Raw genomic sequence first — 19,501 nt, 5'->3', positions numbered from 1 at the left:
GGAACAGGCCGTTTGTATCTCTTTGATAGCCTGAGAGAAGTCGCAGCACAATACTTGCCGGAGTCGCACCTAGAGGCACTCCGGCAAGCGTATTTGGTCGCGCGTGACGCCCACGAAGGGCAAACCCGCTCCAGCGGCGAACCTTACATTATCCACCCTATCGCCGTTGCCCGTATTCTGGCGGAAATGCGTCTTGACCACGAAACCCTGATGGCAGCATTGCTGCATGATGTTATCGAGGACACAGACGTAACCAAAGAAGATCTCCAGCAACGTTTTGGTGATAACGTCGCCGATCTGGTTGATGGTGTCTCCAAACTCGATAAGCTCAAATTCCGCGACCGTAAAGAAGCACAGGCAGAAAATTTCCGCAAAATGATCATGGCCATGGCGCATGACATTCGCGTTATTCTGATCAAACTGGCTGACCGTACGCACAACATGCGCACCCTTGGCGCGCTGCGTCCGGATAAACGTCGTCGTATTGCCCGTGAAACCCTAGAGATTTTTTCTCCTCTCGCACACCGCCTCGGTATTCACAACATTAAAGTTGAGCTCGAAGAGCTGGGCTTTGAAGCCTTGTACCCAACGCGCTATCGCGTGTTGAAAGAGGTGGTGATTCACGCTCGCGGTAACCGCAAAGAAATGATCCAAAAATTCCATGCGGAAATTGAAGGTCGTCTTGAAGATGCGGGCATCAAAGCGCGTGTACTGGGTCGCGAGAAGAACCTGTACTCCATCTACAACAAGATGAAGAACAAGGAACAGCGCTTTCACACCATCATGGACCTTTACGCTTTTCGTGTAATTGTTGATGATTTGGATACCTGCTATCGCGTGCTGGGCCAGATGCACAACCTGTACAAGCCGCGTCCGGGTCGCATGAAAGACTACATCGCCGTACCGAAAGCCAACGGCTATCAGTCTTTGCACACGTCGATGATAGGCCCTCACGGTGTCCCTGTTGAAGTACAAATCCGTACCGAAGACATGGATCAAATGGCCGACAAAGGTGTCGCTGCACATTGGGCATACAAAGACGGTTCAGATCGTGCGAGCGGTGGAACGACCGCGCAGGTGCGTGCACAACGTTGGATGCAGAGCCTGCTCGAACTTCAGCAAAGTGCTGGTAGCTCGTTTGAATTTATCGAAAGCGTCAAATCTGATCTGTTCCCCGACGAGTTGTTCGTCTTTACGCCAAAAGGTCGTATTGTCGAACTGCCTGTGGGCGCGACAGCGGTGGACTTTGCTTATGCCGTACATACCGATGTTGGCAACTCTTGTGTAGGAGCGCGCGTTAATCGCCAGTCTTACCCATTGAGTCAGGCACTGAAAAATGGCCAAACAATTGAGATCATCACCGCACCGGGCGCACGTCCAAATGCGGCGTGGCTTAATTACGTCGTTACCTCGCGCGCGCGAACCAAAATCCGTCAGGTTCTGAAAACCAAGCGCCGTGAAGAGTCTGTTATCTTAGGTCGACGTCTGCTGAACCACGCACTGGGTGCGATCAATGTTCAGGATGTCGAGAAAGAGAACCTGAACAAGGTTCTGCAGGATCTGAAATTGGCGACATTGGAAGACCTGCTGGCGGACATCGGTTCGGGTGAATTGATGAGTGTGGTCATTGCCAAGCGTTTGCTGGGCGATGCCGATAGTTTGGAAGAGCAAGGTGGATGCCTGCCTATTCGTGGTGCCGAAGGCATTTTGCTGACCTATGCAAATTGCTGCCGACCACTGCCGGGCGACCATATCGTGGCGCACGTAAGCCCAGGTAAAGGTCTGGTGATTCACCGTGAAGAATGTGCCAACGTTCGTGGCTACAGCCAAGAACCCGACAAGTACATGTTTGTGGAATGGGGCGATGATATTGATCAGGACTTCACCACAGGCCTTCGCGTGGACATGCTGAACCATCAGGGCGCATTGGCGGATTTAACCAATACAATTGCCGCAACAGGCTCCAACATATTGGGTCTGACGACAGAAGAACGAGATGGTCGTTTGTATACCATCGACGTCAAACTGACGACCAAAGATCGCGTGCATTTGGCCAACATTATGCGACGTATTCGCGTAATGCCAAATGTAGTGAAGGTAAGCCGTCAGAAAAACTGATCCTGTCGCGTCGACAACAAACTCCAACGCCCGCCATAACGCGGGCGTTTTTATAAACAGGAAACACCATGACACCCGAACGTTTTGCACGCATTCATGAAGTGCTGGCGACCCGTCAGCCTGATCTCACTGTGTGTATGGAAGAAGTCCACAAACCGAACAACATCTCTGCCATTATCCGCACAGCAGACGCCGTCGGCGTGCATCAGGTACATGCGGTTTGGCCAAAAAACAGCAAAATGCGTACATTGGGTGGCACGTCCGCAGGCGCGCGGAACTGGGTCGATGTGGTCACGCATGACAACACCCCTGACGCTTTTGCCATGTTGAAAGACAAAGGCATGCAGATTCTGGTGACCAACCTGTCTGACACCGCCGTCGACTTTCGTGACATTGATTACACCAAACCCACTGCGATTGTTATGGGCCAGGAAAAAACCGGGATCAGTAAGCAAGCGCTTGAATTGGCAGATCAAGACATCATCATTCCCATGTTAGGTATGGTACAGTCGCTGAATGTGTCCGTTGCCAGTGCTTTAATCCTTTATGAAGCCCAGCGTCAGCGCCAAAACGCAGGCATGTACCAACGTACCCGCACCTTGATCCCTCAAGATGAAGTAGACCGTATTATCTTTGAGAGAGGTCATCCTGTTCTGGCAAAAGTGGCAAAGCGAAAAAGCCTGCCTTACCCAGCTTTGGATGAAGAAGGTCAAATCGTCGCAGACGAGGCCTGGTGGGCAAAAATGCAGGCGGTAAAATAAGCCTGTCACCGTATAGATTTAGGAGAGATGAGAACACCATGCGCGCTTCAATGTTAGACGCCATTTCTGTCACCTCACTGATGGGTGTCGGTGGAAAAATGGCTGAGAAGCTGGAAAAGCTGGGCTTATTTACAGTTCAGGACTTGTTGTTTCATCTCCCTTATCGTTACGAAGACCGCACCCGCATATGGCCTATCATGAGCCTGATGCCCGGTCAGCATGGCACTGTAGAAGGCGAAGTGGTCAGCAACAACACCACTTTTGGTCGCCGCCGCATGCTCACCGTGAAAATCACCGATGGCAATGGCTCATTGACCCTGCGTTTTTTCAATTTCAACGCTGCGATGAAAAATAGCCTTGAGCAAGGCAAGCGCGTTAAAGCTTATGGGGAAATCAAGCGCGGTCAAGGCGGGTTGGAAATCATTCACCCTGAATACAAAGTATTCTCAGAGCCGACTGAATTGGCGCTGGAAGAAACCCTGACTCCCGTGTATCCCACAACCGAAGGTCTGCGCCAGCTGACGCTTCGTAGTCTGACCGATCAGGCGTTGGCTCTCCTTGATAGCGCAGCCGTTCAAGAATTGCTGCCCGATGGTTTGTATGACCGACAAATAACCCTGCGTGATGCGTTAAAAATTCTGCATCGACCCACACCGGATATCTCCGTGACCAAGCTAGAAGCCGGTGAACATCCGGCCCAAAAGCGATTAATTCTCGAAGAGTTGCTGGCGCAGAACCTGTCTATGCTCGCTGTGCGCAGCAAACTACAGCAAGACCCTACCTATTCTCTGCCACCGTCGACTGACTTGAAACCGAAACTGTTGGCGTCTCTGCCATTCAGTCCAACTGGCGCGCAATCTCGTGTTGTCGCTGACATTGAACGGGACATGGGACTGAATAAACCCATGATGCGTTTGGTGCAGGGGGACGTAGGCTCAGGGAAAACCTTGGTAGCTGCGCTGTCAGCATTGCAAGCCATCGAGCAGGGCTATCAGGTGGCACTGATGGCACCGACCGAACTGCTTGCTGAGCAGCACTCGATTAACTTCGCCAACTGGCTGGAGCCACTCGGCATTTCCGTCGGCTGGCTGGCGGGCAAACTCACCGGCAAAGCCAAAGAGGCCGAACTTGCCAAGATCGCAAACGGCGAAGCGAAAATGGTTGTCGGCACCCATGCCCTGTTCCAAAAGCACGTAGAATTCGACAAGCTTGCCTTGGTCATCATTGATGAACAGCACCGTTTCGGTGTCCACCAGCGATTAGAGCTTCGCGAAAAAGGCATGAAACAAGGTGTGCATCCGCATCAACTAATCATGACAGCGACACCCATTCCGCGTACCCTCGCCATGACAGCCTACGCGGATTTAGATACCTCCATCATCGATGAACTGCCACCCGGTCGAACACCTATCCAGACCGTTGCTGTGCCGGATACCCGCCGTATTGACATCATCAACCGTGTACATGCCTTTTGCTTAGAGGAAGGCCGACAAGCCTATTGGGTATGCACGCTGATTGATGAGTCCGAAGTGCTAGAAGCGCAAGCGGCGGCTGAAACCGCAGATGATTTGTCCCGCGCCCTGCCAGACCTCAAAATCGGCTTGGTGCATGGTCGAATGAAAGCAGCGGAAAAGCAGGCTGTGATGCAGGCATTCAAATCCGGCGAATTACACCTGCTTGTTGCAACCACTGTGATTGAGGTGGGGGTAGATGTCCCTAACGCCAGCCTGATGATCATCGAAAACCCTGAGCGCTTAGGCCTTGCGCAGCTTCACCAGCTTCGAGGGCGCGTGGGACGAGGCTCAGTTGCGAGCCACTGTGTTCTGCTGTATCACGCACCGCTGTCTAAAACGGCGACCCAGCGATTGGGTGTTCTGCGTGAGAGCAGTGACGGTTTCGTCATTGCCCAACGAGATTTGGAGATTCGTGGCCCAGGCGAATTGCTAGGCACCAAGCAAACCGGCATGGCCGAATTTAAAATTGCAGACTTAGTGCGCGATCAGAAAATGATCCCAGAAGTGCAGAAATTGGCGTTATACCTTCACCAAAGCTACCCAGAAAATGCCAAAGCCATTATCGAAAGATGGCTGGGCAACAAAGACAGATACAGTAACGCCTGATATCCAACGTAAGGAGATACGGTTCGTGCGTATCTCCGTTACTCCTCGTCTTCCCAGTATTGCATCACCAGCGCCATCACCTCAGAGCGACTGTAACCGACTTCTTTGGCATCGGTGATCAGCGTTTTCAGCTTAGATTCAACAAAACCAAACCTGTCTTCCATTCTGTCGTTTAAACCTTCGCGCGCAACAATCATCCCAATCCCCCGGCGACGCTCCAGCCAGCCCATTTTTTCCATGATCTGGTAACAGCGCGAGATAGTCATGGGATTGATATTCAGTTCAGCCGCTAATTTTCTGACAGACGTCAGCTTTTCACCCGGCATCAAGGTACCCGCAACAATCTGGCGCTGGATCTGGGTCATCAGTTGACGAAACTTGGGTGACGGGTCCTGTGGATCGATTACCACTTTCATGTTTTCATCCCTGCTGTATTGGAGCTTTATTACAGTATTAGCAGATGACTCACAAATGAGACAAAAATAGCGTGAATTTTTTGTGGATTTTGATAGGAAGAAAAATGCAGGCTTATCGCCTGCATTCCTCGTTTTAGTGCAAAATCGGCTTAGTGTCGGCTATTGCGCGGCGACTTCCTCTTGGTTGGCAATACGATTTGGGCGCGTAAGCCCCCTTCAGAGCGTTGGGTCAATCGAAGCGCACCCTTGTGCTGTTCAACAATACGTTTAACAATCGCAAGGCCTAAGCCCGTCCCTTCACTGCCTCGTGCGGTATCACCACGCGTAAAGGGCTGTAAGACTGTTTCGACCTGATCAGGTGCAATCCCCGGGCCGTTGTCCTCGACCGCAATCCATTGGTGACGTCGGTCTGCCGTGCTGCCGGTGCTGATTTTCACCCAGCCACCACCATAGCGAACCGCATTCACCACCAAATTGGTCACCGCACGACGAATCGCCACTTCATTGGCATCAAGATCACCAATAAGCTCACCTTTGCTGAGTTCCAGTTCATGTCCCGTTGCACCGTCCGCCACAGAGACATCGTCGACTAACGCATTTAAATCAATCCGATCCATGTCCTGCAACTGCACCGACCGCAGATAGTCCATAAACTGATTGATGATCTCGTTACACTCCTCGGTGTCCTTAATCATGCTGTCAGCCAGATAACTGTCTTCCGGAGACATCATCTCAGTCGCTAGGCGAATTCTCGTCAGTGGCGTGCGTAGATCATGGCTTACGCCAGCCATCAACAATGCACGGTCTTCTTCGAGTTTACGAATGCCTTCACTCATCTGATTGAACGCTTTGGTCACTGCGCGAATATCAGAGGCTCCTCGCTCGGGTAATGGTGGCGGAAACGTGCCCCGTCCCACATCCAACGCGGCTTTTTCCAATACAGCAAGTGGACGGTTCTGCATCTTAATAAACATCCAGCCACCGCCAATCACCATGAGTGCAATCACCATGGAATACAAAAATAGCGGTTGGAAATCATCCTGATGCAACTCCGACAGTGGTATCCGCATGACGAGGCCAGGAAAGGCTTTACTCTCAAGCCAAAGGACATAACTTTTGTCATCTAGGCTGATGCGCGCTTCCGTTGGCGCATTCAGTTTCTCCGTCATGTCTTCGCTGAGAAGATCGATGGTCGCGGCCTGATCAAACTCATGCATCACCTCCGGCTCTGACGCTTCATGTAACGTCACACCGAGCTTCGCCAATAACTGACGGCGCAAAGCCTCATCGAGGTGGTACACCTTGCCATCACCCAGCGTCACGTTATCTTCCAAAATCACAGAGATTTCGTGCGCCAAAATCTTATTAAACTGCTTGATGCTTGGCAGAAGGGCGTAATTGAGGATGGTTAGGTAGGAGAAAATCTGGCTGGCGATAAGCAGGCCAGCCAGAACCACGAGTGTACGCGCAAAGTTACTTCGTGGGGAGAAACGCATGAATTACGCGTCCCCGTCAGGAACAAACACATAACCCAGACCCCAAACGGTCTGAATATAACGTGGTTTGCTCGGATCTTCTTCAATCATGCGGCGAAGGCGCGAGATTTGAACGTCAATAGAGCGTTCCATCGCTGAATATTCGCGTCCACGTGCCATGTTCATCAACTTATCACGAGACATAGGTTCACGTGCATTGGTCACCAACGCTTTCAGAACAGCGAACTCGCCTGACGTCAGCGTCAGTGGCTCGTCGTTGCGGAACATTTCGCGGGTACCTAAATTCAGGCGGAACTGACCAAACTCGACGATTTTCTCTTCACTTGATGGCGCACCCGGCGCTTCAATTGTCTGACGACGCAAAACAGCACGAATACGCGCTAACAGTTCACGTGGGTTAAACGGTTTTGGCAGATAATCATCTGCACCCACTTCCAAGCCCACGATACGGTCAATCTCATCGCCTTTTGCCGTCAGCATCAGAATAGGAAGCTGGTTATTTGCCTGACGTAAACGGCGGCAAATAGACAAACCGTCTTCGCCCGGCAGCATCAAATCCAACACCATCAGGTGGAAATTTTCACGCGCCAGCAAACGGTCCATCTGCTCAGCATTCGCCACGCTGCGAACCTGAAAACCTTGCTCAGACAGATAACGCTCCAGCAACGCGCGTAAACGCATATCATCATCAACAACCAGGATCTTGTAATTTTCTTGCATGACTAACCTTTCTCATCTGACGGCAGTTATATACCCAAACAACCTCAAATCGAGCGTCTTCAAGTTGTTTGGGTATATCATCGATTGTATCGCCTGACATGGCTATGAAACATCAAAGTTAACGTCAGCGCTACCAAAAACTGTTACCAGTTGTAACGCGTTCTCGCCCTTCGATTTATACTCCTAGATAGAATATTCAACAATGCATTTCATCTACAGGCTTAACGTTGCCGTGCCTGTTCACTTTAAACCGCGCGACAAAGCGGTTATAACACGTGTCGAAAATGACATTCATCCTCGGAAAACGTAATGAAGAAAACCGACTTGGTCACCCGAGAAGGCTATAACAAGCTCAAGCAAGAGCTTGACTACCTCTGGAAAGAACGTCGTCCTGAGATCACGAAAATTGTGTCTTGGGCCGCAAGTCTTGGCGACCGCTCCGAGAACGCCGATTACACATACAATAAACGCATACTCCGAGAAATTGACCGTCGCGTTCGCTATTTGCGAAAACGCCTCGAAATTCTGCGCGTGGTTGATTACAACCCCCAGCAAGACGGCAAAGTCTTCTTTGGCGCATGGGTAAATATTGAAAATGAAGACGGCGACACCCTTAAATTCCGTATCGTTGGGCCAGATGAAATCTATGGCCGAAAAGATTACATCTCTATTGATAGCCCGATGGCACGCGCACTGATTAAAAAAGAAGTTGATGACGAAGCCGTCGTCAATACGCCTGAAGGCGCAAAAGTCTGGTTCGTCAATACCATTACCTACCAGCAAGACGAACTCTAACGCCATGCTCTAACGAGCGAGGGGTCACGTAAAGGAACATAATGACTAATTCAATCTATCTACAAATCGCAACTGAGCTGAATGTTCGCGAAGCGCAAGTCACCGCTGCGGTAAATTTGCTGGATGACGGCAACACCGTCCCCTTCATTGCGCGCTACCGTAAAGAAGTCACCAACGGTCTCGATGACACCCAACTGCGTAACCTTGAGTCTCGTCTGGGCTACCTGCGTGAACTGGAAGACCGTCGCAAAGTGATCCTGAAGTCGATTGATGAGCAAGGTAAGCTGACTGACGCGCTGAAAAAAGACATTCTGGACGCAGACAGCAAAAACCGCTTGGAAGATTTGTACCTGCCTTATAAACCTAAGCGTCGTACCAAAGGGCAAATCGCGATTGAAGCGGGCATTGAACCGTTGGCTACCCTGCTCTGGGAGCAACCTGAACACACCCCAGAAACGGAAGCGGCCAAATTTTTCAATGCTGAAGCTGGATTCACTGACACCAAAGCCGTATTGGATGGTGCACGTGCGATTTTGATGGAGCAATTTGCAGAAGATGCTGCACTGTTGGATAAAATCCGTCGCCACCTTAATCAGCAAGCGCAGATTCAATCGCGTGTTGTAGCGGGAAAAGAGAATGAAGGCGCAAAATTTAAAGACTACTTTGCGCATGATGAGTTACTCACCAAAGTGCCTTCCCACCGCGCATTGGCGATGTTCCGAGGCAGAAACGAGAGTTTCCTACAACTCTCTCTGAATGCCGATCCCGGTCAAGAAGAAGTCTCTACCGGCTCTTACTGCGAAACAATCATTGCTAACCACTACGGCATGTCATTTGGCTCCGCCGCGGCAGATCGCTGGCGCAAGCAAGTAGTGAGCTTCGCTTGGCGTATCAAGATTTTAATGCACATGGAAACCGAGCTGATGGGCAACCTGCGTGAAATCGCAGAAGCTGACGCGATAAAGGTCTTTGCTGACAACCTAAAAGACCTGCTGATGGCGGCACCTGCAGGTCCACGTTGCACCTTGGGTATCGATCCAGGTCTGCGCACTGGCTGTAAAGTCGCTGTTGTAGACAACACAGGGAAGTTGCTGGATACCGCAACCATTTACCCTACTCCGCCACAGAACAAAATTGCCGAATCTGCGCGCGTTGTGATGGCGTTGGTTAAAAAACACGGAGTGGATTTAATCGCCATTGGTAATGGCACCGCCTCTCGTGAAACTGATGCGTTCGTTGCAGGTATGCTCAAAGATGCCGGCGAAAAAATTCAAACCGTGATGGTCAGTGAAGCAGGGGCATCCGTGTATTCAGCATCTGAGCTGGCGGCGGCAGAGTTCCCCGGGCTAGACGTTTCTTTGCGCGGCGCGGCATCTATCGCTCGTCGTCTTCAAGACCCGCTGGCAGAATTGGTGAAAATCGACCCGAAATCTATCGGTGTGGGTCAGTACCAACATGATGTAAGCCAAAGCCAATTAGCAAAACGTTTGGATGCGGTTGTCGAGGATTGTGTAAATGCCGTGGGTGTTGACGTCAACAGTGCGTCAGCAGCCCTGCTCACTCGTGTGGCGGGTTTGTCGACCGCCATGGCAGCGAACATCGTTGCGTTTCGAGATGAAAACGGTCGCTTTAGTGAGCGAAAAACGCTGCTTAAAGTGCCTCGTCTTGGCCCAAAAGCCTTTGAACAATGTGCTGGCTTCTTACGCGTGATGAATGGAAAGAACCCGTTAGACAGTTCATCCGTCCACCCAGAAGCCTACCCTGTGGTTAAACGCATCGCAGAGAAATCTGGCAAAGCCGTGGATGCCATGATTGGCAATCACGATTTTCTTCGTGGATTAAAAGCAGCAGATTACGCCGACGACACCTTTGGTATCCCAACGGTGACGGACATCCTTTCGGAGCTTGCTAAGCCAGGTCGCGATCCACGCCCTGAATTCAAAACCGCGACATTCGCTGACGGTGTGAACGAAGTGAAAGACCTGATCCCAGGCATGGTACTGGAAGGCTCAATCACCAACGTGACTGCATTCGGTGCGTTTGTCGATATTGGCGTTCACCAAGACGGTCTTGTCCACATTTCGGCATTGTCAGACAAATTCATTTCAGATCCACGTGAAGTGGTAAAAGCCGGTGACGTGGTGAAAGTGAAGGTGATGGACGTTGACCTTCAGCGCAAGCGTATCGCTCTATCGATGCGCCTAAGTGATGAGCCGGGAACCGACAATAAACCCACTCGTGAATCACGGCCTGCAGTCAAGCAAGAACGCAGCTTTAGTGGTAACAACAAAGGCAGCCGCGATAACAGTGGTGGTCACTCTTCAGCCTTTGGCGGGGCCTTCGCTGACGCATTTGCTAAAGCCAAAAGAAACTAACGTGAAACCAAAAACAGCGCCAAAAAAGGCGCTGTTTTTTTATCTCAATGTCACATCAAATCACAATAAGCACTTCCGATGGCACATTGGCTGCCGACGATTGCTGATACCGCATTGCGACCACAGCCCCCGTTCGCTGTGATTCTTTCAGCTCATCAATCTTATCCAAAATTTCCTTCGGCAATTTTATCTTCATTGCATAGCCGTTTTCGCTTTGCGGCACATAGGAATTGCTCGAAAGCATCGATGAGAGCTGACCCAATGTTTCATGCGCAGAAAAATTCCCACCTGTGAACGCATTTTGTTTTTGAGTGATGTCTGAGTAATCAGGGTGCTCTGAAGGATCCCAAGATGGGTTTTTGAGTTGTTTCTCATCCTGCGTGACGGGCCGCTCTTCTGCACTAGTACTTGGCTGCTTTGGAGGGACAATTTTTTCACGCACACGATTTTCCCGCGCGACCTGTTCGGTTGGCGGGTTAACAGATGGTACGACAGCGGGTATGCTGACGTTTGCGGGCGAAATATTCATGCCAATGTTGTCTCCCAACATCGACCGAAGGCTTTGTCGCCTGTGCATATCGCGGGGTTACCCCGCGTATGCGCGTGCCGTATCTCTACAGCGAAACTCTTTCTCTACTGCGTTTAGACCAAGACTGCGATCAGGCCCCCAATGGTACCTAACGCTGACAATACTTGACCTGCTGAGTACGCAGCATCATCGTTGTTTTTCACCTCATCAGGACGGTCCATGCCCAATGCCCCGTAAGTGAAAGACTCAACGCCAGACGAAGTTTTGCCTTCGGCTTCCGTTGCTTTATTCGCAGCCTTACCTTCAGACACGCCCTTGGCGACTTGCTCGAAAGACTGCTTTGCACCCTCAGACACATCTTTTGCTTGATTCGCCTTCGCCTCTTGGTTTACTGGCGTCGGCTTGGCATAAGCGTGCTGAGAATACCCAACGTTACCTATATTCATTATGGTCGCTCCTGTTGCCATAGCAAGTGAGATGAATAAAGTATCGGCCAGCTTTGTTTAAAATTTAGCCCTGTTTCACTTTATTTAACCACTTTGTTACCTCAGGATGGCAAACATTGTCCGCAGAAGGCCAAGAGTTCCTGCGTAAAATGTTGAGGATCCGAAATAAACGGCGCATGAGAGGCATTGGCAAAAACTTGCCGCTGAGATTGCGGCGCCAAGATATCCAACTCTTGCGCCACTTTCACAGGTACTAAGCCATCAAGCCGACCATACATTCGAAGCCAAGGCATTGAAATTTCACGCAGATTAGGCCGAAAATCAGCATCAGCAAGAATATTAAGACCGGCCTGAAGCACTTCAGGTTGTGGAGACGGGTGAGAGAGAACCGCCTCTTTCAACCACTTAATATCTTGCCTTGCCGTTGGACTTCCCATTGCCTGAAGTGCCATGAAACGATCTACCGTGGAGGTAAAGTCCTCCGCGAGTTGTTTCGTAAACGCTTCCAATACCTCGGGTTTTATCCCTCGCCATCCATGTTCTGCAGCAAAGCGGGGAGAGCTGGCTACCGTCACTAGACCCGTCACACGCTCAGGAGCCTGTAAGGCTACTTGCGTTGCAACTAAACCACCCAGTGACCATCCCACCCAGATCGCTCTCTGCGGTGAATTATTAAGCAAAGTACGTGCCATATCCTCTAGAGAACGGTCCGTCGTAGGTTGACTGTGTCCATACCCGGGAAGATCGACGCAATGTACGCGAAAATGCGGAGTGAGACTTGGCAGGAGATTTCGCCATACCGCGCTGTTCATCCCCCAACCATGGATGAGAATCAGATCGTAGCCTTGGCCTTCCGTATGCCAGTGAAGAGGTGTTGTCATTTAAACTGCCTGAAAATGTTTAAGAAAATTGCTGTCCCTATGTTTCGCTCTATCTTACGCGCCCTGCCGCTGAGGTGTCAGCTATGCCATCACAGGTTGGAGGAGCACAGAACATCTTGGTGTCAAACCTGCCATGACGCCTTGCCTCTACGCCCCCGATGTCTGCAGTGTGGATTGCCCACCCCGTATGAAATAGAGTCATGCGGGCGCTGTTTAACATCAGCACCCGCGTGGAACACCCTTGCCTGCGTGGGAAGCTATACCTTCCCTTACACAACCCTGTTACATCGCTTTAAATACCAACGACAGTACTGGCTTGCCGATGAGTTAGCCTCATTGATCGCGACACGAATTGATGAGCCCGCGCCAGTCATTTCTCCCATCCCTATGCATTGGATTCGGCGTTGGCATCGCGGGTATAACCATAGCAACGTGCTAGCACAATCTCTCGCTAAACATTTGGGCGTGCAATGTGCGTCCGATCTCCTAAAACGCGTTCGTGCTACTCGCCAGCAGAACGGTTTAAATAGACAATCTAGGCTATCAAATCTCGATGATGCGTTTGCCGTTACCGCAACAGTTCCAGAGCACCTCGCCCTTGTTGACGATGTAGTTACAACAGGAGCCACTATGACTCAGGTGTGCAAGTTATTACGCGCCCACGGAGCAAAACGCATTGATGTTTATTGTTTGTGTCGAACCCCTCCGCCATCTGGTAACGGAAATTAACCTTGCTGGTTTAGGGGTGATAGGAAACGCAAACAAGAGTAGAATATAAACAAGTACCGTAAATTCAGGTAAGAAGCCGTGTCACAAATTATTATTACAGAAAATGCGCAAAGCCATTTCGTTAAGCTGCTTGAGCAGCAACCAGAAGGCACAAGTATTCGTGTATTCGTGGTGAATCCAGGCACTCAAAACGCTGAGTGTGGCGTTTCTTACTGTCCTCAGGATGCAGTGGAAGCAACCGATACCAAAATCGAATTCAGCGGTTTCTCTGCCTATGTGGATGAGTTGAGCCTTCCTTTTCTGGAAGATGCCGAAATCGATTTCGTTACCGACAAAATGGGATCACAACTTACGTTGAAAGCACCTAACGCAAAAATGCGCAAAGTGTCTGACGATGCTCCTTTGATGGAACGCGTCGAGTACGTTATCCAAACTCAAGTTAACCCACAGTTGGCGGGTCACGGTGGCCACATCAGTTTGGTCGAGATCACCGAAGACGGCGTAGCTGTTATTCAATTCGGCGGTGGCTGTAACGGTTGTTCAATGGTAGATGTCACGTTGAAAGATGGCATCGAAAAGCAACTACTGGAAGAGTTTAGCGGCGAGCTGAATGCTGTACGCGACATGACTGAGCACGCACACGGCGATCACTCATACTACTAAGCGTTTTCTAGGCAGAAGAAAGGCACCGACTGGTGCCTTTTTTGTATCAGAAATGCGCGGCTAAAAACGTATCTTTGCGCCACTGGTAGGCAAACAACAATGCCAACGTCAGCCCTCGTAATGCCATAAAACCAAGCATTGCCGCCCAAAGAGCGTGATTTCCATAGCCACTCAGCATCCACCAAATTGCAAAGAATCCTGCCATAGACATGAACATGGTATTGCGCATTTCCCTGCCACGCGTGGCTCCGATAAATACCCCATCCAGTAAGAAACACCACATAGAAACAAGTGGCATCGCCACCAGCCATGGCAGATAGATAAATGCTTGCTCTCTGACCGCTGGAATGTCGGAAATAAGGCCAACCACTCCCTGCCCACCCAACAAAAAACCGAGCGTGATAAATAGCGAAATAACGAAACTCCAGAGCGTTGTCGCGGCGAGTGACGCCAACAATTCCTCACGATTTTTCGCACCAACCGCTTTCCCGACCATAGCCTCCATTGCATATGCGAAACCATCCATCGCAAATGACACTAGCATCAGGAAGTTCATCAAGACAGCATTGGCCGCAACAACATCGTCACCTAGCGTTGCGCCTTGAAACGTCATAAAGGTAAATGCCAATTGCAGGCAAAGGCTACGCAGGAAAATGTCGCGGTTTAGTTTAAGAAGACGCCCCATGCCTGCTGACGCCTTTTTCCACTGTGCCAATGGTGACGGCAGTGACGACGCTTTCCACGTGCCCGCGACAAAATAAAGGCCGAGTGCCATGCCTGCATAGTCTGCAATCACACTGGCTGCAGCTGCACCTTCTACTTTCCAACCAAAGCCCACCACAAACAGCAGGTCGAGAATGATATTGATCGCATTGACCACAATCACCAGCATCATTGGCTTTTTGGCATTTTGCGCGCCAAGCAACCATCCCATGATCACCAGATTCGTGAGAGCTGCAGGGGCACTCCAAATACGAATCGAGAAATATTGCGCTGCGTAGTGCTTCACTTCCGCACTGGCATCGCTGACGCTAAATACTGCGTCAGCAATGAATGGATGCAAGGCCACTATTGCCAATGCGAGAAGCCAGGCCAATGAGAGGCCTTGCAAGAATACATTCGCCAAGCCCGCTTTGTTTTCAGCGCCCCACGCCTGCGCAGTCAGCCCGGTGGTTGCCATTCGCAGGAAACCTAATAACCAAAAGGTAACGGCAATCATGGTGCTGCCGACTGCGACACCGCCTAGATACCAAGCGTGCTCAAGGTGACCGATGACTGCCGCATCCACCAGCCCAAGTAAAGGCACAGTGATATTGGACAAGACCATAGGAAATGCGAGAGAGAACACCCGAAGATGAAGTGTTTTTTGTTGAAGAGCCGGGAACATAATCCGTTAATTCGACGAGAACAAGTTGGCGAAGTGTATCAGAAAGTGAGCGAGAGAAAGACGGTATCAGTCCCTGACTCAATGTCCATTTTGAAGCCATTTTTCTCCAACACACGGAGAGAGGCCGCATTCGCTTTCTCCGCTCCTCCCGCCAGCGATGAGACGCATCCCGACGCACGACACCATGCTACCAGCCCTTCAATGATTTCACTGGCAAAGCCTTTTCCCTGAAAGTCTTCTGACACCACATAGCCGAGGCGTAATGCTATCCTTTCAGGCGTATCGCTTATGGCATACAGCAAGATAAAACCCGCAAATTCTCTCGTCCCCCTCTCGGAGAAAGTAACGAGTGTCGCGTCAGATAAAGTTTCAGTCAGCCAATACTTGGCTGATTCCGTATCAACAACCGCATGCACTTCTGGTGGCAAATGCTGTTTAACCGAAGGGGTAAGCACATCGGCGATACGACGCGAAAAATCATCGGGGATATCACCGGAAGGACAATACGCCACAGCGTCTAGCCGTGGCGTGAAAAATTGAAGATCAGAAAGGGGCATCTCACTACTCGGGCGGTGCGTGATGCACTTATGCTACCGCATACCATGCATGGTCGGCCAACAACACCACAAACAAACCGAAGATATGCCAGATAGAATATTTAAACGTCTGCCAGGCAAGGCCTTTCTTATCGGCAAACTTTAAACACCACGCGTACCATGCAAAACCAAGATTTAAAGCGAAACTACCAACAAGATAAATAGGCCCGCTCATCCCCGAAAGCCATGGTAAGAAGCCCACAACGACAAGCAGCAAGGTATACAGCAATATCATGGTTTTGGTGAACTCGATGCCATGAGTCACAGGTAACATAGGCACACCCGCTTTGGCATAGTCTTTCTGGCGATGAATAGCGAGAGCCCAAAAATGTGGCGGTGTCCACGTGAAGATAAGCACAACCAACAAAAGCGCATGCGGGTCAAGTTGCCCCGTCACAGCAACCCAACCCAACAAAGGTGGCATGGCACCAGCAAGACCACCAATCACTATGTTTTGCGGGGTAGCATGCTTAAGCCAAACCGTGTAGACCAGCGCATAACCAATAAGGCTGGCAAAGGTCAACCAAGCGACCAAGGCATTAAGCATCCAGAGCAACGCAAAACCAGCAACCATCAATACTACACCAAAGGTCACCGCCTGCACGGTGCCTACACGCCCTTTTGCAACTGGCCGATGAATGGTGCGCTGCATCTGTCGGTCAATACGCTGATCAATCACATGATTAAACACAGCAGCAGCCGCACTTTGCATCCCAATTCCGAGCAGACCCAGTATCACTACTTTTGCAGGTGGTAACACAGGCACGGCCAGACACATCCCAACCATTGCCGTCAGCAGTAGCATAGCGACAACTTTCGGTTTGGTCAGTTCGAGGTAATCTCGCCATTGTGGTGTGTCTGTTGCGGTACTGCTGGATAGTGTTTGTGTAAGTTTAACCATGACTTAACCTCCCTGTATCCCCTGAAGGCACCTGCTTAACGGACACGGATGCAGGCGAAAATATCTGTACGGTGGTTTTCACCATCACAAGCAATAAAAGCAGACCGCACAGGTTGTGTGCGACGGCGACGGAAAGTGGCAAATACGCGACGACGTTAGTCACGCCGAGTGTGATTTGTAGAGCCAACGTTGCCGTCAGCATCAAAGACGCCCGTCCGCCCAGTGTTTTTCGAACTGACCAAGCCAGCATCAAAATAAGAAGTGCGACGACCATGGCACCAATACGATGCGTGGCATGGATAGTGACGCGTTGATCGAACGTTAAAACCCCATACTGGTAGGTTTCTTTAACAGGACTTATGGGGTGAAACGCTGACGGGTCATAGCGACCTAACCAATCTGTCTCACAAACAGGTAACTCAGTGCACACCACCGCCGCATAATTTGCCGATGTCCATCCACCCAACGCTATCTGTGCCATTACCGCAATCAACGCGCTCACGACCAACACTTTCAGTTTGCTGTTCACATGAGGCGACTCAACGCTCGCCATGGGATCACCAACGATGCGCCGACGCTCCAGCCATGCTAATAAAAACAGCAGCGTTACCGTGGTAAAACCGCCCAGAAGATGGCCCATCACCACAATGGGCATCAAATTCATGGTCACAGTCCACATGCCCAATGCAGCTTGAAACGTCACCACGCCAAGTAGTGTCGTCGGCAAAACTCGGTTACGTCGTTGTCCACGCCATGCAAAAAAAGCGATCGCCGCAATGATCAGCCCCAATGCACCCGCCACATAACGGTGGATCATTTCATTCCAGGCTTTTTGAATTTCAACCGGTGCATCAGGAAATGCCTCGGAAGCAATCGCGATATGTTCAGAGGATTGTGGAACGGTCAAAAAGCCATAACACCCGGGCCAGTCGGGGCAACCTAGCCCCGCTTCCGTCAATCGAGTGAATGCCCCCAGGCCAACCACCACAACAGCCAGTAAGAGTGCACCGTAGATCAAAGCCAGATAACGTCTTTCTGCATCCATACTCACCCCACTTTTGACAGTTTCATCAGTTTGCGAAGATCTTTGAGTAATCCTTTGCTTTGGGTGATTTGTGCAGCTTTTTCCTGTGGAATTGGGTAAGCGAGGATGAGGTTATTTAGTGGGTCAACCAGATAAATCGCTTCTCCGGCAAACGGCAACGAAGACAAGCTTTTCTGTTGAACTGCGTCAATGGGCTGTTCTGTAACTTGGGGGCGAACGGACTCCATCTCGGTACGGTCACTCGGTACCAACAATATACTTGCAACGCGCTCACGCTCTCTGCCTACCGCTACTGGGATCTGGTTCAATTGAAAAAGTGCACTCTCACACTGTTCAGTACACTTTTCAGGCAAGGTATAAATTAACCGCCACAGCCCTTGGTGTTCAAGCCATTCTGTCTTCGTCTGACCTGACAGCAATTCGCCATTGTTGGTCACACCTTTATTGTACCAGCCCATCTCAAGTACCCATTTCGCTGCCACTACAGGCAGCAAGAAGGCAATGGTTACTAGTAGTATTCCTTTCTTCCCTGTCATAAGCGTCCCTTCCTCCACCAAACCAAGGATCCAACCGCGACCACAATGGCTAATCCAAACCACTGCACCGCGTAGGCATAGTGTTTTTCTGGCAACATCACCACTGGCGTCCATACTGGGGTGACATTGATGTTTTCAGTATTCCCTTGGACATCTTCGATACGCGTTGAACGTACAATCCAAGGAAACACGCTCTTTCCTGTTGCTACCGACAATGCGTCCATATCGATAGATTGAACCCGAAGTGGCCAACGTTTCTCGGTAATGTCATGCGACAACACCATCCTGTCTGACGGCGCATCCAACACGCCATGAACCACATAGGTGTCAGGTAATAACGGTAATTTCGGGAGCTCATCGCGTCTAGCTGGGGCGGCTACCCATCCCAATTCGACCAGTAACCACTTTCCGTCAACGGTAAAGGGAACCATCCACCGGTAACCAACTTGGCCATTTAACGTCTGGTTATCTAGCAAAATACTTTGGGTCGATTCGAACTGCCCTTGCAGCGCAACGCCAAATCCCTTCATGTCTGCGTTAGGTTCGGCTATCGCCGTCAACACAGTCTGTTGTCTGACGTCCAATTGCATCAAAAGCTGCACTTTCTCTTCAGCCCGTGACATTTGCCAGTAACCTAACTTGACCAACAGCGCTGTCATCGCCAAAGTAAAGACTAGAAAACCCACTCTTCTGACTTGACGTAATTTGGAAGAAGACAACTCATCCACGTTCTGATCACCATTTTGGTCTGCCGGAGGCAATATGCTGCTCAAAGGGATCCTTGTATGTCTGCTGGTCTTTATCGTCTATAACCTATTTCGAGCCTTGCCCATCATGGTCAAAGGTCAAACCGATATATCTATGTCCCGTTACCTCGGTCGACGCGTACTCTTCTCTGTGGTCGTGTTCGTTCTTTTGCTAATTGCATTGGCGACTGGGGCTATCGAACCCAACAATCGCCCCTACTGAGCTTTGGCTTTCTGAACG

20 protein-coding genes are annotated in these 19,501 nt (G+C 50.5%); 8 read left to right on the top strand and 12 right to left on the bottom strand.

Annotation, left to right across the window (positions count from 1 at the left end):
* The first annotated feature begins 12 nt into the window (after nt 1–12).
* The 3 genes from spoT to recG all read left to right on the top strand — a co-directional run bounded on the left by spoT (nt 13) and on the right by recG (nt 4,999).
* Entirely contained in the window at nt 13–2,118 is a 2,106-nt protein-coding gene (gene spoT, locus B5D35_RS08285) for a bifunctional GTP diphosphokinase/guanosine-3',5'-bis pyrophosphate 3'-pyrophosphohydrolase (protein WP_078752115.1), read from the top strand.
* A gap of 68 nt (nt 2,119–2,186) precedes the next feature.
* Nucleotides 2,187–2,879, top strand: coding sequence for a tRNA (guanosine(18)-2'-O)-methyltransferase TrmH (trmH, locus tag B5D35_RS08280; protein WP_078752114.1), 693 nt, complete (start codon nt 2,187–2,189; stop codon nt 2,877–2,879).
* Between the two features lie 38 nt (nt 2,880–2,917).
* Nucleotides 2,918–4,999, top strand: a complete 2,082-nt coding sequence (recG, locus tag B5D35_RS08275; RefSeq protein ID WP_078752113.1) for an ATP-dependent DNA helicase RecG — start codon at nt 2,918–2,920, stop codon at nt 4,997–4,999.
* Nucleotides 5,000–5,037: 38 nt separating this feature from the next.
* Here the strand turns inward: recG and B5D35_RS08270 are convergent, their stop codons facing one another.
* The 3 genes from B5D35_RS08270 to ompR form a co-directional block, all read right to left on the bottom strand.
* Nucleotides 5,038–5,415: a GntR family transcriptional regulator gene (locus B5D35_RS08270; protein ID WP_078752112.1), complete on the bottom strand. Its 378-nt coding sequence runs from the start codon at nt 5,413–5,415 to the stop codon at nt 5,038–5,040.
* Nucleotides 5,416–5,564: 149 nt separating this feature from the next.
* Nucleotides 5,565–6,911 carry a two-component system sensor histidine kinase EnvZ gene (gene envZ / locus B5D35_RS08265; RefSeq protein ID WP_078752111.1) on the bottom strand — a complete coding sequence of 449 codons (1,347 nt, stop codon included), beginning with the start codon at nt 6,909–6,911 and terminating at the stop codon, nt 5,565–5,567.
* A gap of 3 nt (nt 6,912–6,914) precedes the next feature.
* Nucleotides 6,915–7,631, bottom strand: a complete 717-nt coding sequence (gene ompR, locus B5D35_RS08260) for an osmolarity response regulator transcription factor OmpR (RefSeq protein WP_078752110.1) — start codon at nt 7,629–7,631, stop codon at nt 6,915–6,917.
* Between the two features lie 309 nt (nt 7,632–7,940).
* On the opposite strand from ompR, the gene greB reads away from it, so the two are divergent.
* Entirely contained in the window at nt 7,941–8,426 is a 486-nt protein-coding gene (gene greB / locus B5D35_RS08255) for a transcription elongation factor GreB (RefSeq protein ID WP_078752109.1), read from the top strand.
* A gap of 41 nt (nt 8,427–8,467) precedes the next feature.
* Entirely contained in the window at nt 8,468–10,801 is a 2,334-nt protein-coding gene (locus tag B5D35_RS08250; protein WP_078752108.1) for a Tex family protein, read from the top strand.
* 55 nt (nt 10,802–10,856) lie between these two features.
* Here the strand turns inward: B5D35_RS08250 and B5D35_RS08245 are convergent, their stop codons facing one another.
* The 3 genes from B5D35_RS08245 to bioH form a co-directional block, all read right to left on the bottom strand.
* On the bottom strand, nt 10,857–11,351 hold the full coding sequence (locus B5D35_RS08245) for an ATP-dependent Lon protease (RefSeq protein ID WP_078752107.1): 495 nt from the start codon (nt 11,349–11,351) through the stop codon (nt 10,857–10,859).
* A gap of 92 nt (nt 11,352–11,443) precedes the next feature.
* Nucleotides 11,444–11,776, bottom strand: coding sequence for a hypothetical protein (locus B5D35_RS08240; protein WP_078752106.1), 333 nt, complete (start codon nt 11,774–11,776; stop codon nt 11,444–11,446).
* Between the two features lie 101 nt (nt 11,777–11,877).
* On the bottom strand, nt 11,878–12,657 hold the full coding sequence (gene bioH, locus B5D35_RS08235) for a pimeloyl-ACP methyl ester esterase BioH (RefSeq protein WP_078752105.1): 780 nt from the start codon (nt 12,655–12,657) through the stop codon (nt 11,878–11,880).
* Between bioH and B5D35_RS25395 the strand changes: the two genes are divergently transcribed.
* A complete protein-coding gene (locus B5D35_RS25395; RefSeq protein ID WP_342068296.1) occupies nt 12,541–13,386 on the top strand; it encodes a ComFC family protein in 846 nt (281 codons plus the stop codon). The genes bioH and B5D35_RS25395 overlap by 117 nt on opposite strands.
* Nucleotides 13,387–13,464: 78 nt before the next feature.
* A complete protein-coding gene (gene nfuA / locus B5D35_RS08225) occupies nt 13,465–14,049 on the top strand; it encodes a Fe-S biogenesis protein NfuA (protein ID WP_078752104.1) in 585 nt (194 codons plus the stop codon).
* Nucleotides 14,050–14,095: 46 nt separating this feature from the next.
* On the opposite strand, the gene dinF is transcribed toward nfuA, so the two are convergent.
* Genes dinF through B5D35_RS08195 form a run of 6 tightly spaced genes read right to left on the bottom strand, consistent with a single transcriptional unit; the run spans nt 14,096 to nt 19,287 of the window.
* The gene (gene dinF / locus B5D35_RS08220; protein WP_078752103.1) at nt 14,096–15,436 is read right to left on the bottom strand and encodes an MATE family efflux transporter DinF; all 1,341 of its coding nucleotides are present in this window, start codon (nt 15,434–15,436) and stop codon (nt 14,096–14,098) included.
* Nucleotides 15,437–15,474: 38 nt separating this feature from the next.
* On the bottom strand, nt 15,475–15,993 hold the full coding sequence (locus B5D35_RS08215) for a GNAT family N-acetyltransferase (protein WP_078752102.1): 519 nt from the start codon (nt 15,991–15,993) through the stop codon (nt 15,475–15,477).
* Nucleotides 15,994–16,021: 28 nt separating this feature from the next.
* Nucleotides 16,022–16,933, bottom strand: coding sequence for a heme o synthase (cyoE, locus tag B5D35_RS08210; RefSeq protein WP_078752101.1), 912 nt, complete (start codon nt 16,931–16,933; stop codon nt 16,022–16,024).
* Nucleotides 16,926–17,978: a COX15/CtaA family protein gene (locus tag B5D35_RS08205; RefSeq protein ID WP_078752100.1), complete on the bottom strand. Its 1,053-nt coding sequence runs from the start codon at nt 17,976–17,978 to the stop codon at nt 16,926–16,928. Before B5D35_RS08205 ends, cyoE begins: the two co-directional genes overlap by 8 nt.
* A gap of 2 nt (nt 17,979–17,980) precedes the next feature.
* Entirely contained in the window at nt 17,981–18,514 is a 534-nt protein-coding gene (locus B5D35_RS08200) for a hypothetical protein (protein WP_078752099.1), read from the bottom strand.
* Complete coding sequence (locus B5D35_RS08195; RefSeq protein ID WP_244556534.1) at nt 18,511–19,287, bottom strand: SURF1 family protein; 777 nt, start codon at nt 19,285–19,287, stop codon at nt 18,511–18,513. The genes B5D35_RS08200 and B5D35_RS08195 overlap by 4 nt, the downstream gene beginning before the upstream one ends.
* On the opposite strand from B5D35_RS08195, the gene B5D35_RS08190 reads away from it, so the two are divergent.
* The gene (locus B5D35_RS08190) at nt 19,277–19,483 is read left to right on the top strand and encodes a DUF2909 family protein (protein ID WP_078752097.1); all 207 of its coding nucleotides are present in this window, start codon (nt 19,277–19,279) and stop codon (nt 19,481–19,483) included. The two genes, B5D35_RS08195 and B5D35_RS08190, sit on opposite strands and share 11 nt — an antisense overlap.
* The last annotated feature ends 18 nt before the right edge of the window (nt 19,484–19,501 follow it).

It is taken from the genome of Enterovibrio nigricans DSM 22720 (assembly GCF_900167155.1).
GTDB classification, from domain to species: Bacteria; Pseudomonadota; Gammaproteobacteria; order Enterobacterales; family Vibrionaceae; genus Enterovibrio; species Enterovibrio nigricans.
The sequence above is the reverse complement of the archived record's forward strand: the minus strand, read 5'-3'. Positions and strand labels throughout refer to the sequence as shown.